We start from the raw sequence: 16,044 nt of genomic DNA on the forward strand, positions 1-16,044 counted from the left end.
TCACGCCTCCTTCTCATTCAGAAGGCGCCGGGCAGTCAGCGCCAGTCCGCAGACCGGCACGCTTAGCCAGTCCGGACGGTTTGCGGCTTCGTAAGCCACTTCGTAAGCGGCCTTTTCGAGCACGAAGAGATCAAGCAACCGGTCGTGCTCCTCACGCTCGGCGCCGTAGTAGCCGCGCAGGAAAGCCCGCCCCGCGTCTTCACGGAAACAGGCGTACCGCTCTTCGGCCTGCTCTTCCTGACTCTCCGCGCCAGTGGGCAAATTGCGGCGTGCCACAGAGGCAGCATAATCGAAGGAGCGCAGAACGCCGGCCACGTCGCGTACCGGCAGATCTTTTGCGAGCCTCTCTTCCAGCGGTTTCGCAGGCTCCCCTTCGAAGTCGATAATCATAACGTCGCTGCCAACGACCAGCATCTGACCCAGGTGAAGGTCTCCATGAATACGGGTACGAGCCCGCCCTTCTGCGCCTGTGGCGACCTGCTGGATTGTGTCCGCCAAGACGTCGCGCTTGTCGCGCAGGAAAGCAGCCTGGGCTTGCTCATCCTCTCCGAGAGCCGCTTCGGGGAGCAGGCTCAGCGCCTTGTCGAACTGTTCGATCACCCGCTCTGCCAATGCCGCAGCGGTGGTGCTGTCGAGGGGCTCCGGCGCGAATGCGGGATCGTCCGATGGTTGCGCCAGGATCCGGTGCATTTCGACGAGGCGGCGGCCCAGATTCTCCGCGAAGTTACCGTAATTCGAGAAGCTCCACTCCGCGTCGGAAGCCATCCGATCCAGCATGCCGAGTGTCCATGCCCAGCCATCGCCCTGGTTGTAGACGAAGCGCTGGGCCAGCATCATCAGGCTCCGCTCGCCATCCCTCTCAAGCCATACTTCGCCGAGGATTGGCGGCGTGCTCTCGAAGCCGCCACGCGTGAGATAGCGGACCATTTCGGCATCGGGATGCGTGCCGGGCTGAATCTTGCGAAGCAGCTTTAGCACGGCGCGTTCGCCCAGCACCATGGTGCTGTTCGACTGTTCCGCAGTCAGCCATTCGGGTGACGCGTCGGGCTGGACATCGAGTTCCGGTGTTGCCGTGAAGTGCAGCGCCCCTTCCTCGAACGGAACACTGTCACCACGATGGAGCGAGGCCAGCACCCAACGTGCGAAGCTGGATACCGCAAAACCATCCGTCAGCAGGCCCACGTGCCGGCCGCGGCGCACCCGGGCCAGAGCGAGATTTGAAGCGAAAGGCCCCGCGACTTCACCTTCCCAAGAAATGCCGAGCGGCAGCGTGTAGGTGCCCGTCCCGCTCTGGGTCGTCACAGCGATTGTCGTGAAGAGCAAGTCCTCGGCACCTGGCAGCGTAACGGCGCCAGTAACCTCGACGTTTGAGATGCTCTCATCCTTTGCGCCAAACCAGCGGCGGTGCGCAACGTATCCAGGCAGCACCTCACGCTCCAGAACGCGCTGGCTGTCTCCGCGCAGGACATCGTGAAGCGCGGGGCGCAACACAAACGTATGCCGCTCCGCCTCCGACTTGGCTGCGGTGCTGCTCCAGGCAGGCCCAGCCTCGCTTTCGGACAGGCAAAACCACAGGAAGCCATACGGCGGCAGAGTAAGCAGGTAAGGCAACTGACCGATTTTCGGGAACGGCGTACCGCCGGTAAGCTCAATCGGTGTGCGCCCCTCGTATTCATGCAGTCCAAGTTCTACCGCCTGTGCGGTGCGGGACATGTTCGCAACGCACAGGATCGTCTCGTCTCCATGCTCGCGCAGGTAGGCGAGGATCTTGCGGTTGGCAGGACGCAGGAAAACCTGCGTTCCGCGACCGAAAGCCTGGTGCTGCTTGCGGACGGCCAGCATCCGCTTGACCCAGTTCAGCAGAGAATGCTGATCATCCTGCTGGGCTTCGACATTTACGGCCTGAAAGCCGTACATCGGGTCCTGTATCGCGGGTAGAGTGAGCCGCGCTGGATCCCCCCGCGAAAAGCCGCCGTTGCGATCCGGGGACCACTGCATCGGCGTGCGCACCCCGTCCCGGTCGCCCAGGAAGACGTTGTCGCCCATGCCGATTTCGTCGCCATAGTAGAGCACCGGTGTGCCCGGCATCGACAGCAGCAGGGCGTGCAACAATTCGATTCGCCGGCGATCACGCTCCATCAAAGGAGCCAGCCTCCGGCGAATGCCAAGGTTGATCCGTGCACGGCGGTCGGCCGCGTACGTGTTCCAGAGGTAATCCCGTTCGGCATCCGTCACCATCTCGAGCGTCAACTCGTCATGGTTGCGCAAGAAGATCGCCCATTGGCAGTTCTCCGGGATCTCCGGAGTCTGACGCATGATGTCCGTGATCGGAAACCGGTCCTCCTGCGCGACCGCCATGTACATCCGCGGCATGAGAGGGAAGTGGAAGGCCATGTGGCACTCATCGCCCTTCCCCGCGACATTCCGCTCTCCGAAATACTGCTGGGTATCCTCAGGCCACATATTGGCCTCGGCCAGCAACATCCGGTCGGGATAGTGCGCGTCCAGATCGGCGCGGATCTTCTTCAGAACATCGTGCGTCTCGGGCAGGTTCTCGTTAGAGGTGCCATCGCGCTCAATCAGGTAGGGAATGGCATCGAGCCGCAGACCGTCCACCCCGGCATCGAGCCAGTAGTGCATGACGGAGAGCACTTCCTCCAGCACGCGCGGGTTATCGAAATTGAGATCCGGCTGGTGGGAGTAGAAGCGGTGCCAGAAGTATGCCTGCGCCTCCTCGTCCCACGTCCAATTGGACTTCTCGGTGTCGCAGAAGATGATCCGGGTGCCGGAATAGAGCTTGTCGTTGTCCGACCAGACGTAAAAATCGCGCTCCGGGGATCCGGGCGGCGCGCGGCGCGCGGCCTGGAACCAGGGGTGCTGATCGGAAGTGTGATTGATGACCAGTTCGGTGATCACGCGCAGGCCGCGCTCATGCGCGGCTTCGATGAAAGCGCGCGCCTCTTCAAGAGTGCCATAGTCCGGGCTGACATCGCGATATTCGGCAATGTCGTAGCCGTCATCCTTGCGCGGGCTGGGATAGAAGGGCAGCAGCCAGATGACGTTCACGCCAAGGTCCGCCACATAGTCCAGCTTCTGCATGAGCCCGGCAAAGTCGCCGATGCCGTCGTTGTTCGAATCGAAGAACGACTTCACATGCAATTGGTAGATAACTGCGTCCTTGTACCAGAGCGGATCGCGGTCAGGTACGGTCATGCGTCTGCTCCGGGCGCGATGCGCCAGATTCTATAGGGGTTTTCAGGGTCCAGGCGGATGTGCTGCACCTTCCCGTGCAGCCGGAAGCGATTGCCGCCGACGAGGTCCTCGACACCGATGCTGTCGTGATCCGACAGACCGAAATCCCAAAGCGGAACCTCGTAAGTTGCTTCCTGGGCATGATGAGGGTCCAGGCTTACCATCACCACGATCATGTCGGCGCCGTCAGGCGACGGCTTGGCATAGTACAGCACCTGATCGTTGTGAGCGGTAAGGAAGCGGGTGTTCAGGTGCGTCTGCAAAGCCGGATGCGCTCGCCGCAAGCGATTGAGCATCGTGACGTCAGCGACGATGTTGCCCGGCTGATCCCAGTCTCGAGGGCGGATCTCGTACTTCTCGGAATCGCGGTATTCTTCCTTTCCGGGCACCGGCGCCGCCTCGCACAGCTCGAAGCCGGAGTAGACGCCGAACAGTCCCGACAGCGTGGCCGCCAGTACGGCGCGGATGCGAAAGCCCGGACGGCCTGACGTCTGCAGGAAGACCGGATTGATGTCCGGCGTGTTGACGAAGAAGTGGGGTCGGTAGAACTCCTTGGGGGCGGCAGTCGTCAGTTCGGTAATGTACTCGGAAAGCTCGTCCTTGCGGTCACGCCAGGTGAAGTAGGTATAGCTCTGCGAGAAGCCGATCTTCGCCAGGCGGTACATCATCGCCGGCCGCGTGAACGCTTCGGCCAGGAAAATCGCTTCGGGGTAGCGGGCGCGCACGTCCGCGATCATCCATTCCCAGAACGGCAGTGACTTCGTGTGCGGGTTGTCGACCCGGAAGGTCTTCACTCCACGTTCGATCCAGAACAAGACGGCGTCGCGCAGCGCGAGCCAGAGGTCGGGCATCGCTTCGCGCTGATAGAAGTCGACATTGACGATGTCCTGGTACTTCTTGGGCGGGTTCTCGGCATATTTGATCGAGCCGTCAGGACGCCAGTCGAACCAGCCGGGATGCTCCTTCAGCCACGGATGATCGGGCGAGCATTGAATTGCGAAATCCAGGGCGATCTCCAACCCGTGCGCATGCGCCGCTTCGATCAGGCGCGCAAAGTCGTCGAAGGTCCCGAGCTCCGGATGGATCGCCGTGTGACCGCCTTCCTCGCTGCCGATCGCGTAAGGGCTGCCAGGATCATCCGGCCCCGCAGTAAGGCTGTTGTTCGGCCCCTTGCGGTTCGCCTTGCCGATCGGATGGATGGGCGGGAAATAGAGCGTGTCGAAGCCCATTGCGCGGATCCGCGGCAACTGCGTGATCACGTCGTCGAAGGTGCCATGTCTACGCTTGTCCTCCGTTTGAGAACGGGGGAACAGCTCATACCAGCTTGAAAAACGCGCCTGCAGCCGCTCGGCGTCCAGCAGTTGCACGGGCGATCGCAGACGATGCGGCCTGTCGTCGACAAGGTCCATGAGGCTTGCGAGTTCATCGGACAAAAGCGCGTCCGCATCATCGTCGCCCCGCAGCTTCTGAGCCCAGGCAGTCAGAACATCGCGCAGTTTACTGGAACTGCGGTCCAGCGCTCGTTCCACAAGGACGCGCCCTTCTGCGAAGTCGACCTTCTGCGCCACACCGGCGTCCAGCTTCTTCCGGAAATCGCGCAGATATCCTCCGAACCGGTCCAGCCATCCTTCCACGCAGAACTCGTGCCGCCCCATGCGTTCGGGTACGAACCCGCCCATCCAGTCATCGTTCGGCAACTGGGCCATCCGAGCTCTGTTCCAGACACTCTCGCCCACCGCACGCCAAAGCAGTTCGGCTGCCAATTGCTCGTGGCCATCGCCAAAGACCTTGGCGCCGACGCTGACACGCTCGCCAACCACTCGCTTGACCGGAAAGTCTCCGCCTTGCACGCAGGGCGTAACCTGCTCAACCACCAGTCGCGGGCGGTCCAAGGCTTCCTGGACCGCTATCGGTGGGTTGATGAGGATCGGGACCGTCTTCGCCAGTTCGAGAACCCGAACCTCTCCGCCGTACAACGTTGCACTCGCGCCCGCCTCGTCGATGAGCGAGAGCCCGGCTCCCATCCCGGCCAGAAGCAGCGATCGTTCAGGAGGATCCTGCGGCCCGTCAGACCGGTTGATCATCACAAGCAGCGCTCGCTCGGCAAGCCGCAGGTCAGGCGCGTCGGTGCGCAGGAGCGCTGTCACAGGTCCGCTCTGCCCAGCCAGCGCGCGCATCTCCCCTCGGTACGTCGAAAGGGCGCGTGCCAGCCCGGCAGCCAGGTTTGCAATGTCCGGCAACTGCTGAACCGCTTCAATAGGGACGATCAAGCCATTTGCAGCCGCTGCCGCCGAAAGGATTAGGCGGCCGCTGGCTGCAGCGTCGTCAACCTGGAACCGCGCGGCTTGCGGCTCTGCAATCAGAGGTGCGACATCGTGAAGCTCCGCCCACTCCTCGACCAGCCAGTGCGCCCGAAGATCCCACCAGCCGAAGGAGGAGACCAGATAGTCGATTTCGCTTCCGGCCAGCGCCGTCGCTTCGCTGCGTGAAAGGCCGGGCGAACCGACAAGCACCACAGCCCCGGACGCGTGCCGCTTCACGGTCGCCGTGAGATCGGCGATAAGGCCGGCTCCCAGACGTCCGGCTTCGGCAAACCGGAAGCCGCTCACCCCCGCCTGCATTTGCTGGACCAAAGCGGCCTTGATAGGCTCCCCGAGCGCTGCGGCTGCTTCCGGCGCGGCAAATCGGGCGCGCGCCTCGCCCGTGACCGGAGAGATCCTGCGCGGATCGACCGGACCTTCCCGAACGGCAGCACGGCGGATCGCGAAGAGCGCGGGATTCGCGTCGACCAGAGGGTGGTCTACGGGAAAACGGGCAAGGTCCGCTTCCAGCAACACCGCCATGCCCTGAGCCTGCGCAGCGCGAATAACGGCTTCCGGCACGGCGGGCTGCTCAGTGTAGATCGGTCCAGCAGCCCGCCAGAGCAGAGCGGTGAAACCAGCGGCCGAAGCGGCTTGGAGCGCGCCCTCCAAGCTCATATTGGCGCAGCTAGTCCGGTCGGCGGAGACGATGCAGGCTGTATTCGTCAAGTCAGCTTCCCCAGCGGTTTCCAGGGACAACAATTTCAAGCCGTGCACGTTCCGACCAGATGCACAGCGATCGACTTTTACTGACGAAGCTTCCTCAACATCGTTGATATGCGGATGAGCATTGACTGCCGCTTACACACCCATTTCGACTCGATCCGCACCGCTTTCCCCGCGAATGCTTTATCGGGATTCAAGCCAAGGCGCGCTTGATCTTACCAACACAGCCGACAGCAACCAGGAACACGGTAGACACGAGGTGTCAGGCACACGAATGTCAGCTTGCGTCAGAGCCCTCAGTTCTTTGAGCGGGGCTTGCGCTTTGCAGGTTCCTTCTGGGCACTTGAAGGCTTTTCCTTCGGCGAAGCTGTCTTCCGGGGCGGCCGCTTGGCCGCAGGCGCTTCTGCTGCCCCCCCTTCACTCGTCTGCGAAGGCGCTGATCCGCTTGCCTTGCGCGCGCCCTTGTTCTCGCCCTGCGGCTGCGAAGGTGCTGCGCCCCTCAAACCCGACCGGCTGTCCTCTTCTTCGATTTCACGGCAGGCTTGCTCCCAATGCTCCTGGTCCCGCCCGTGTGGTGAACCGTGTTCCTGCCAGAGCGCGAAAGCGCGTTCGCGGATGCGGTTCTCACGATCTGACATGAACTCTCCTGTCGCTTAGCAAGACCATCACGGGACGCCTCGACCCTAACGTCTTCGTGAAACTGTTCATGAACGCGTTTGGCTGCCGCTTTTCTCCCGCCGGAACGTTCGTGCGCAAAGAAAATACTCCGGACCTGCTCTACCGGCGATTGTGACGGTCGAACAGATGGAGTCGATCAAGCGAACGATGGAGTGGCACCACGCGCACTCCATCTGCCTGCGAATGCGACGTAACCCGCCGCCGCGGCTGGCTGACCGGCAGCAAGGCGTACCCCGCTTCCCGTTCAGAACCAGGTCCGCACGCCTGCAACGAAGGCAAAGCCACCGGTATCCTCGCCGACCGCCCTGCTGAACTTCGCAGTGTCGCCAAACTGCCTCTCCCAGGAAAGGCCCACGTAGGGAGCGAACTCTCTCTTGCGCTCGAAGCGGAGGCGCAGACCCAACTCCAGGTTCGTGAGCCCGGACCCGATCCGGTTCTCAGGCACGTCCTGTGCAGCCAGATTGGCTTCTACGCGCGGCTGCAGCACCAGATCCTGCGTAATCCGCTGGTCATAGTAAGCCTCGGCGCGGGCAAACAGATCGCCCTTGTCGGACAGGAACAACGCGCCTTCGACTTCGAACCAATAAGGCGCAAGTCCCTCGACGCCGACAACAGCATACGTGCGCGAAGGGTCGGGCCCGAAATCATGGCGGAGGCCCACCTGGAGGTTCCAGTAGGGATCAAGGGCGCGGCTGTAGAGCGCCTGCACCTCGGCTCCGTCCAGAGCACCACCAAAACTCCCCTCTCCCTCGCTCTTGAGAGTAAAGCGGTTGATGTCCCCGCCGATCCACGCCTCGCCGTCCCATCGATAGCCATCGTCGCCACCGCGTGCCTGATATTCGGCGATATTCAGGATGACTTGATGGTACGTCATGCCGCCATGCTCCCGGCGCATCTCGGCATCCGCCTGCGCCATGGCTTCAGCCCCCCAGTAGCGGGAAGCGGCCAGTCCGGGTTGCGCCGATGGAGCAGGAGCATTGCCCACCGGAAGGTCCGTACTGCTCGATGCATGGCTTCCCGCCGGCATGTTATGTCCGGCGTGAGGTATCCCATCATGGCGTTGCGGCGGCGGCTGCTCGTGCCCCGTGTGATGGTCCTGCTCGGTCTGGAGGGAAGGCATCCGATGGCCCGCGTGAGGATCATCTGCAACCGACGCGTCCAGTTGGTGTCCGCTCATGTCGTGGGCTGCATGGCCAGCATGCTGCGCCAAAGCGGCAGGGACGATCGCAAGAGAAGTAAAGCTGGCAAGCAGGAGCATCTTCATGCGCGCTCTCCAGCATCCGAGCGGACTTGGACGACCTGCATCATTCCCGCGTGCATGTGGTAAAGCAGGTGGCAGTGGAATGCCCAATCCCCCTCGTTCGCGGTAACATCCCAGCTTACCTTTCCGCCGGGCTGAACGAGCACGGTGTGCTTGCGCGGGCTGTAGGCCCCGTGGCCCGTAACGAGTTCGACAAAGTGCCCGTGCAAGTGGATGGGGTGCGCCATCATCGTGTCGTTGACCAGAGTGACACGGACCCGCTCTCCGGTACGGAAGGGGATGGGTGCCTTCACTTCGGACAACTTCTCCCCATCGAACGCCCACATATAGCGCTCCATGTTGCCGGTCAGATGGATCTGCAGTTCGCGCGAGGGCGCACGTACGTCAGGATTGCGGTCCAGCGCCACGAGGTCACGATAGGTCAGCACCCTGTGCCCGACGTCTTCCAGGCCCTGACCGGGCTCTCCGGTCCGGTCCACCGGCATGGGCGAAATCGTCTGTACGCCAGGCCCCTTTTTCACACCCGGCACGTTGGAGAAGTCACGCATCGAGTGAGCCATCGTCGCTCCATGACCGCTTTCCGCAGTTGGAGCCCCCGCGTGCGCCGGTGCGCCATGGCCGTGCCCATGGGCCATTCCCTCATGGCCCGAGGCGCCGTGGTCCATGCCGCCCATGCCCATGTCCTTCATTGAGGCGAGCGGCCGCTGGCGCAGCGGCGGCACGTCAGCCCTCATACCCGCCTGCGGCGCCAGAGTCATGCGGGCCATGCCGGAGCGGTCGACGCTTTCACCCACCAGCGTGTAAGCCTGCCCGGCGGAGGGCGTGACAATAACATCATACGTTTCCGCGACGCCGATCTGGAACTCGTCGACAGAGACGGGCCGCACGTTGAGCCCGTCGGCCTGGACGATCGCCATTGCCAGCCCCGGTATGCGTACGTTGAATGTGGTCATCGCAGAGGCATTGATCACCCGCAGACGCACCCGTTCGCCGGAGTGGAACAAGGCTGTCCAATTATCCTGCGGACCATAGCCATTGATCAGGTACGTGTAAGTGGAGGCCGTGACGTCGGAAACATCAGTGGGGTCCATACGCATCGCGCCCCAGGCCAGCCGCTCCCGCAACGGCTGATCCTCGCCTTTGAGCAACCCCGAAAGGGTCTGTCGCTGTCGGTTGAAGTAACCCGCCTGCTGTTTCAGTTTCAGAAAGATCTGGTGCGCATGAAGCTCGCTGTGATCGGAGAGTACCACGACGTGCTCCCGATCGAATGCCACCGGATCTGGCTCTGCTGGGTCGATGACGATCGGCCCGTAGAGCCCCATCTGCTCCTGCAGGCCGGAATGGCTGTGATACCAGTAGGTGCCCGCCTGAACGATCGGGAACTCATAGGTAAAGGTGCTGCGAGCCGGAATTCCCGGGAACGAGACGCCGGGAACCCCATCCATGTGGAAGGGAAGAATCAGCCCGTGCCAATGCAGCGAGGTATCTTCATCGAGCTCATTGATCACGTGCAGACGCGCGGTCTGCCCCTCCCGCAGGCGGATGAGCGGAGCGGGCACCGTGCCGTTGATGCCGATTGCGTGTGAGGTGCGGCCGTCCACGGTCATCATGTGGTGCGCCACCCGCAACGTGATATCCTCGCCGGACAAAGTGGGCAGAGGCCCCTTCATCCCGCTGGAAACCGGCTGAGCCCAGGCCGGCAACCATGGCGCTAACCCCGCTGCGACCGTGCCAAACGCACCCGCGCGCAGAAGCGCCCGTCGGTCGATAGACTTGTTCATGGGATATCCCTTCTCACCGGAGAGGCACATGCTCTCCGGCGCCAATCTTGCTTGCTGAAGGCCAATGTTGCTGAAAGGGAGGCGCCTGGGGACACCTCCCCCGGTCTTAGTGGCCCGCGTGTTCGCCGGTCGAGGCTTCAGCCTTGTCGGCGCAGCAGTCCTTCGCGGGAGCCTGCGCCTTGTCACAGCATGTCATCTTACCTTGGGCATCCTGCTGGCAGCACTCACCCTGATGGTCGGCCTGATGTTGGTGACCAGAGGGCTGGGCTGGCTTGCAGTGCCCCATTGCCGCATGTTCAGCCGTGCAGGTGTCGGTTTTCGATGTGTTCGACTGCACGGCATGATGAGCATGGCTGCCGTGATGATCCGCGTGAGCATTCTGCGCGAGAGCGGGGGTGGAGATCGCGAAGGCGGCCGCCGCAAGAAGAAGCTTCATGATGCTATTTCCTGAAATTCGAAACGATAAGGTCGAAGACAGATCGCTCGAATCTAGCGCGGTGGGGGAACCTCAGCCTCCGCGTCGATACCAGTCAGCACTTGAGGCATGGCACTGGCATGAGCGATAGTCGCCATACGCCCTTTCTCGGGAGCCCATGCGAGAAAGCCGGGAATGGCCGCGCATGTAACGGCGCAACTCGATTTGGGGACTGACTTCTGCTCCTGTGGAGCATGATGCCCCATCCCCTCGCAACCGGACATCTCTGTCACCGCAGCGCGAGCGGTCCCTCCGCCAGCCATATGCATCGCCACGGGCGCGCAGAACATCGCAAGCGCGACAAACAGGGCGGAAAGTAGCCTGATCACTGTGTGAACATTGTAGGATCGCCGAAGGCACCCTGCAAGGCATACTGTGTGGCACCTTCTGCAAACCTGCTTCGGGCACAAACACGCCTGTAAAGCGTCTCACCCTCATGCGGTCACGGCTCTTTGCTTTCGTCGAGGTGGTGCGGGCGAGCTATTGGTTCATCCCAAGCATCATGGCCTCGCTGGCGATCCTGCTGGGTGCGCTCACTGTCTGGCTCGATTCCGGACCGGCCAGCGATTTACTGAACGGGATCAGCTGGTATCAAAGCGCAAAGCCCGACGGGGCCCACGAAGTCCTGTCGACGATCGCGGGGTCCATGATCACCGTTGCAGGCGTCGTGTTCTCGATTACCATCGTCGCCCTGTCCTACGCCTCGAGCCAGTACGGTCCGCGACTGCTCACCAACTTCATGACCGACCGCGGCAATCAGGTCACACTCGGCACATTCATAGCGACCTTTCTCTACTGCCTGGTCGTACTGCGCACCATTCGTGGCGGAGACGAGGAGTTCGTACCCCAACTGGCCGTGATGATCGGCATGCTGCTCGGCCTCGCCTCCATCGGCGTACTCATCTACTTCATCCATCACGTGCCGCAGTCGATCCACATCAACAACGTTGCGGCGCGGATCGGGCGCCAGTTGATCGACTCGGTGGACAAGCGTTTCCCGCAATTCATCGGGCAAAGCGCCGAGTTCGAAGAGCACGTGGAGCACCGGGTGGCTCAAGCTGCGGAGGCGCTATCCGGCCGGGGTGAAGACCAGCGCGTGGCCAGCATTGCCGGCAGTGCGACCGGCTACATCGAGGCCGTCGACGATAACAAGTTGATGGAAGAGGCAAGACGCTATGATCTGGTGGTGCGGCTGCGCTATCGACCGGGAGATTACCTCCACGCCGGCCGTACGCTGTTGCAGGCCTGGCCTGCTGAACGGGTGACGCGGCAGGCTGCGGACGGACTGCGTGCCAGCTACGCCGTTGGCGACAAACGCACTCCCTTCGGCGACCTCGATTTTCTTATCGAGGAACTGGTGGAAATCGCTGCGCGCGCCTTGTCTCCAGGCGTGAATGATCCGGCAACAGCGCGTACCTGCTTTGACTGGCTGGGCGCAGGCGCCTCCGAAATCGCTCGTCGCCACCTTCCGCAGCCCGAACGAGCGGACAAAGACGGAACTATCCGAGTGATCGCCCAGCCCGAGGGTTTTGACGACTACATGGCGCGCGCGTTCGGCGCGCTGCGTCAGTATGCAGCCACCGACATGACGGCCGCGTTGCACATGTTGCGAACGCTCGGCGGAGTGGCGGTGGCTTGCTCCAACCGCATGCAACTTGCGGCAGTCAGGGCAGAGGCGCAGTGGCTTCTGGACATGGCAGACTGTGCGCTCACCGGCCAAGCCATAGAGGAAGTGAGACGTCGAGGGGCAGCACTGAAGGATTTGATCGACAGAGGCCTTGCGGACGGCTCTCCTGCCATGGATGCAATGCAGGCGAACTGGCTCAGCGGAACGGCTTGAAAAGGGCGCTTGAACACGCCAGCCGTCACCGGACCGCGGCCCAGGCTCTTTGATCCTGCAGCGCATGAGCGCGAATCCCGGCCCGCGATGTCCGTCGCCTCTCCGCCTCCAGCCATCCAGCCTCAACATAAGTGGGCCGTCGCCAACACATGAACAAAGGGACAAGACGCCTGGCGTCTTGAGACATGGCTAGGCGGCACGGTTGCCCGTAGAGACACGAGGAAGACCTTGCGAAGGGAGGTTGGCGACAAGAAACACCGCTACTCCACCCTTCACGCGAATGGCTGCGCAGCGCTCGACGGGGGCGAAATGAGAACAAACACCAAGGGAGAATAAGGTGCCGCTGCAACTCGACGATTACCGCCTGCTCGGGCGTTCAGGTCTCCGCGTATCCCCCCTTGCGCTCGGCACGATGACGTTTCGCGTCGGCGCTGGCTGGGGCAGCAGTGACGAAGAAGCACGACAACTCGTCGACACGTACATCGAGCGAGGCGGCAACTTCATCGACACAGCAGATTTCTATGGCCAGCTCGGACAGTCAGAAATGCTGCTGGGCGAGTTGATCAAGGATCGGCGCGACAGCCTCGTGATCTCGACGAAGTATTCGCTGACCACCAGGCCCGGCGACCCCAATGCGAGCGGAAACCATCGCAAGAATATGGTCCGCTCGGTCGAGGACAGCCTGAGACGGATGGGTACGGACTACATCGACCTGCTCTATCTTCACATGTGGGACTTCCGCACGCCTGTCGACGAGATCCTGCGGAGCTTCGACGACCTGGTCCGGCAGGGCAAGGTGCTGTATATCGGCCTGTCCGACACGCCAGCCTGGCAAGCATCGCGCATGCAGGCGATCGCCGAACTTCGCGGATGGACCCAATTTTGCGCTCTGCAGATTCAGTACAGCCTCGTTGAGCGCACGGTTGAGCGGGAACTGATTCCCATGGCGCTGGAGATGGGGCTGGGCGTCTCTCCCTGGGCTCCGCTGGGACAGGGTTTGCTGACCGGAAAATATACCCGGGCTGACCTGGGCTCCGGGGACATGACCGACATCAGCTCTCGCAAGGCGATCAATGCGGTTACGGGCAAGTTGAACGAGAAAAACCTCAGAGTTGCCGATCGGGTGGTGGAAGTCGCAAAAGAGATCGGCTGCACTCCGGCGCAACTCGCCGTGGCCTGGACACTCGCCAACCCTGTCGTGTGCTCTCCCGTCATCGGCGTGCGCACACCCGCTCAGCTGGAAGACAATCTTGGCGCTCTCAACGTCGACATAACGCCTGAACAACTCGCGAGGCTGGACGAGGTCAGCGCAGTCCCGCCGGTCTTCCCGATGGACATACTTAAAGGTCCGGCAGAGGGCATGATGTTTGGAAACGTCAAAGTGGCCAGCCGCGACTAGAGAGCTGCGGCAGCACGGGCGCGCTCACCTATGGGTAAGCGCGTCTCCAAACTTCGATGTCGGAAAACTGGAGCGGGCGAAGGGATTCGAACCCTCGACCCCAACCTTGGCAATTCGATTCTGACCTTACGCCACAGTTTTCTGTTATACTATTTTCTGCGCTATTTCAAATAGATATTAATTTTCTTCTTCGCCGCCATATCCTGCAGTTCGCCCCGAAACGGCGTATTCTGGAGACAATGTGGAGACAAAAGGTGCTCTCCGGAGCTTTGTCTCCAAATGGAGGCGGCAATGCCTACAGCCAAGCTGAACAAGCGCACGATCGATGCGCTCAAGCCCCCTGCTGAAAAACAGTTCGTCCTGTGGGATAATGAGATCCGTGGGTTCGGTATTCGGGTGCTGCCGTCAGGGCTCAAGACGTTCATCATCCAGTATCGAAACGTCGAAGGCATCAAGCGCCGAGTCAATCTTGGCCGCTTCGGCGTGCTGACAGTGGAGCAGGCTCGCGATCTCGCAAAAATCAAACTCGGTGCGGTGGCATCCGGTGAAGACCCCGCCGAAGACGCGCGCCGCGCCCGCAACGAGATGAATGTCGCTGAATTGTGCGAATGGTATCTGACCGAAGCGCGCGCAGGCAGAATCCTTGGCCGCCGAAACCGGCCGATCAAGGAATCATCGCTTGCGATGGATGAGAGCCGGATTCGGACACATATCAACCCACTGATTGGCAAGCGCATCGCCCGCCATCTGACGATTGCCGATGTCGAAGCGATGCAGGACGATGTTGCGAAGGGAAAAACCGGCAAGGCTCGCACTGGCGGGCGCGGCGGCAAGGCGACCGGCGGCCGTGGTGTCGCGGCGCGCTGCCTGACCACGATCCAGGCGATCCTGGGACATGCAAAGCATAAAGGCCTGCTCGTCGAGCATCCGACCAAGGGCGCCAAGAAACTCGCCGGAGACAAGCGAACAAGGCGCCTGAGCATCGCTGAGATCGACGATGGGCAAGGCTATGGTCTATGCGGAACAGCAGCATCAGCCCGACCGGGATCGCTGTAATCCGGCTGCTGCTTCTGACCGGGTATCGCCGCGAAGAAGGGCAAGCCATGCAGCGGGAATGGGTCAATCCGATGGGCGGCTTCGTCGCCTTTCCCGACACCAAGACCGGCGAGCAGGTCCGGGCGATCGGGCCGGAAGCGATCAAGGTGATCGTGGCGCAGCCTCGGATCGTCGGCAATCCCTTTGTGTTTGCGGCAACGACGGGCGACGGTCCCTTCACGGCTGTGAGCGCCTGCCTGCAGCGCGTTTGCGGTTTTGCTGGGATCACGGGTGTCACGCCCCACGTACTGCGGCACACCTTTGCGAGCATCGCTGCCGAGCTCGGCTTCTCCGAACTGACGATCCGCGCAATGCTCGGACATGCTTCGCAAAACGTGACGCAGGATTACATCCACGTCGATGAAGCGCTGAAGCTGGCTGTACGACGCACGTCCGACGAAATCGCCAAGTTGCTCGCCCCAGGCGCCGCCAAGCTCGACCGGCTGCGGCTCGTGGCCTGAGCGACAATGGGGGCTAGACAAATGGTAACATATACGTTACTTGAAAGGCTGTGAGTTGATCGTACAGGAGTATATCCGCGAAGACGGCTCTTGCCCGTTCCGATCCTGGTTCGATAATCTCGATTCTCAGGCCGCTGCCAAAGTTGCAACGGCGATTGTCAGGCTGGAACTGGGCAATCTGTCGAACGTCAAATGGGTCGGCGGCGGGCTCGGAGAATATCGGATCAATTGGGGACCGGGTTATCGGCTCTATCTGGCGCAGGACGGGAATGAGCTGATCATCCTGTTCGTCGGCGGAACGAAGAAGCGGCAGCAGGCCGATATCAACGAGGCCACTGCATTATTGAGCGAGTATAAGGGCCGCACGGCTACGGCGAAGAAGGCCAGGAAATAGCAACATGGTGCTGACACGGGATTTCAAAGAAACGGTCAAGGAGCGCGCCGCTCGCGATCCCGCTTTCGCCAAGGCTATGCTTGACGAGGCTGCGACGGCCTTTCTCAATGGCGAACCGCATATCGCACGGCTGATTTTGCGTGATTTGGTAAATGCATCGGTTGGATTTGAAGCCTTGGCGGCCGAGACCAACCGGCCCAGCAAGAGCCTGCATCGGATGCTGTCGGAAAAGGGCAATCCGAGCATGGACAATCTCGCGGCTATCTTCGGAGCAGTACGTAAGCGCCTTGGTGTTGCGATCGAGGCCCATGTGGTCGAGGCCGCCTGACCCACGCTCTACCTCCCGGCCGCGCCAGCGCAGGATCGTCGAGCGCTGCGGCCG

Annotated in this window: 10 protein-coding genes and 1 pseudogene; 5 read left to right on the plus strand and 6 right to left on the minus strand. The window is 61.8% G+C overall.

What is annotated here, in order from left to right:
• The 6 genes from treS to ABUH87_RS05410 all read right to left on the minus strand — a co-directional run bounded on the left by treS (position 1) and on the right by ABUH87_RS05410 (position 10,434).
• Complete coding sequence (gene treS / locus ABUH87_RS05385; RefSeq protein WP_367770783.1) at positions 1-3,213, minus strand: maltose alpha-D-glucosyltransferase; 3,213 nt, start codon at positions 3,211-3,213, stop codon at positions 1-3.
• Entirely contained in the window at positions 3,210-6,281 is a 3,072-nt protein-coding gene (locus tag ABUH87_RS05390) for an alpha-1,4-glucan--maltose-1-phosphate maltosyltransferase (protein ID WP_367770786.1), read from the minus strand. The genes treS and ABUH87_RS05390 overlap by 4 nt, the downstream gene beginning before the upstream one ends.
• Positions 6,282-6,574: 293 nt before the next feature.
• Complete coding sequence (locus tag ABUH87_RS05395; RefSeq protein ID WP_367770789.1) at positions 6,575-6,916, minus strand: DUF2934 domain-containing protein; 342 nt, start codon at positions 6,914-6,916, stop codon at positions 6,575-6,577.
• Between the two features lie 284 nt (positions 6,917-7,200).
• Positions 7,201-8,220: a copper resistance protein B gene (locus tag ABUH87_RS05400; RefSeq protein ID WP_367770792.1), complete on the minus strand. Its 1,020-nt coding sequence runs from the start codon at positions 8,218-8,220 to the stop codon at positions 7,201-7,203.
• Positions 8,217-9,998 carry a copper resistance system multicopper oxidase gene (locus tag ABUH87_RS05405; RefSeq protein WP_367770795.1) on the minus strand — a complete coding sequence of 594 codons (1,782 nt, stop codon included), beginning with the start codon at positions 9,996-9,998 and terminating at the stop codon, positions 8,217-8,219. Before ABUH87_RS05405 ends, ABUH87_RS05400 begins: the two co-directional genes overlap by 4 nt.
• Before the next feature lie 106 nt (positions 9,999-10,104).
• A complete protein-coding gene (locus ABUH87_RS05410) occupies positions 10,105-10,434 on the minus strand; it encodes a hypothetical protein (RefSeq protein ID WP_367770798.1) in 330 nt (109 codons plus the stop codon).
• Positions 10,435-10,909: 475 nt separating this feature from the next.
• Between ABUH87_RS05410 and ABUH87_RS05415 the strand changes: the two genes are divergently transcribed.
• The 5 genes and pseudogenes from ABUH87_RS05415 to ABUH87_RS05435 all read left to right on the plus strand — a co-directional run bounded on the left by ABUH87_RS05415 (position 10,910) and on the right by ABUH87_RS05435 (position 15,990).
• Entirely contained in the window at positions 10,910-12,313 is a 1,404-nt protein-coding gene (locus ABUH87_RS05415; RefSeq protein WP_367770801.1) for a DUF2254 domain-containing protein, read from the plus strand.
• A gap of 337 nt (positions 12,314-12,650) precedes the next feature.
• A complete protein-coding gene (locus tag ABUH87_RS05420; protein WP_367770803.1) occupies positions 12,651-13,712 on the plus strand; it encodes an aldo/keto reductase in 1,062 nt (353 codons plus the stop codon).
• A gap of 291 nt (positions 13,713-14,003) precedes the next feature.
• A pseudogene (locus ABUH87_RS05425) lies at positions 14,004-15,268 on the plus strand (tyrosine-type recombinase/integrase).
• A gap of 55 nt (positions 15,269-15,323) precedes the next feature.
• On the plus strand, positions 15,324-15,662 hold the full coding sequence (locus ABUH87_RS05430) for a type II toxin-antitoxin system RelE/ParE family toxin (RefSeq protein ID WP_367770806.1): 339 nt from the start codon (positions 15,324-15,326) through the stop codon (positions 15,660-15,662).
• Between the two features lie 4 nt (positions 15,663-15,666).
• On the plus strand, positions 15,667-15,990 hold the full coding sequence (locus tag ABUH87_RS05435) for a helix-turn-helix domain-containing transcriptional regulator (protein WP_367770809.1): 324 nt from the start codon (positions 15,667-15,669) through the stop codon (positions 15,988-15,990).
• Positions 15,991-16,044: the final 54 nt, after the last annotated feature.

The organism is Novosphingobium rhizovicinum (genome assembly GCF_040813635.1).
Lineage (GTDB): Bacteria > Pseudomonadota > Alphaproteobacteria > Sphingomonadales > Sphingomonadaceae > Novosphingobium > Novosphingobium rhizovicinum.

Coding starts and splice junctions, on each gene's coding strand:
- ABUH87_RS05405 (WP_367770795.1), bottom strand. CDS start 9,998: ATGAACAAGTCTATCGACCGACGGGCGCTTCTGCGCGCGGGTGCGTTT.
- ABUH87_RS05395 (WP_367770789.1), bottom strand. CDS start 6,916: ATGTCAGATCGTGAGAACCGCATCCGCGAACGCGCTTTCGCGCTCTGG.
- treS (WP_367770783.1), bottom strand. CDS start 3,213: ATGACCGTACCTGACCGCGATCCGCTCTGGTACAAGGACGCAGTTATC.
- ABUH87_RS05410 (WP_367770798.1), bottom strand. CDS start 10,434: ATGAAGCTTCTTCTTGCGGCGGCCGCCTTCGCGATCTCCACCCCCGCT.
- ABUH87_RS05435 (WP_367770809.1), top strand. CDS start 15,667: ATGGTGCTGACACGGGATTTCAAAGAAACGGTCAAGGAGCGCGCCGCT.
- ABUH87_RS05400 (WP_367770792.1), bottom strand. CDS start 8,220: ATGAAGATGCTCCTGCTTGCCAGCTTTACTTCTCTTGCGATCGTCCCT.
- ABUH87_RS05415 (WP_367770801.1), top strand. CDS start 10,910: ATGCGGTCACGGCTCTTTGCTTTCGTCGAGGTGGTGCGGGCGAGCTAT.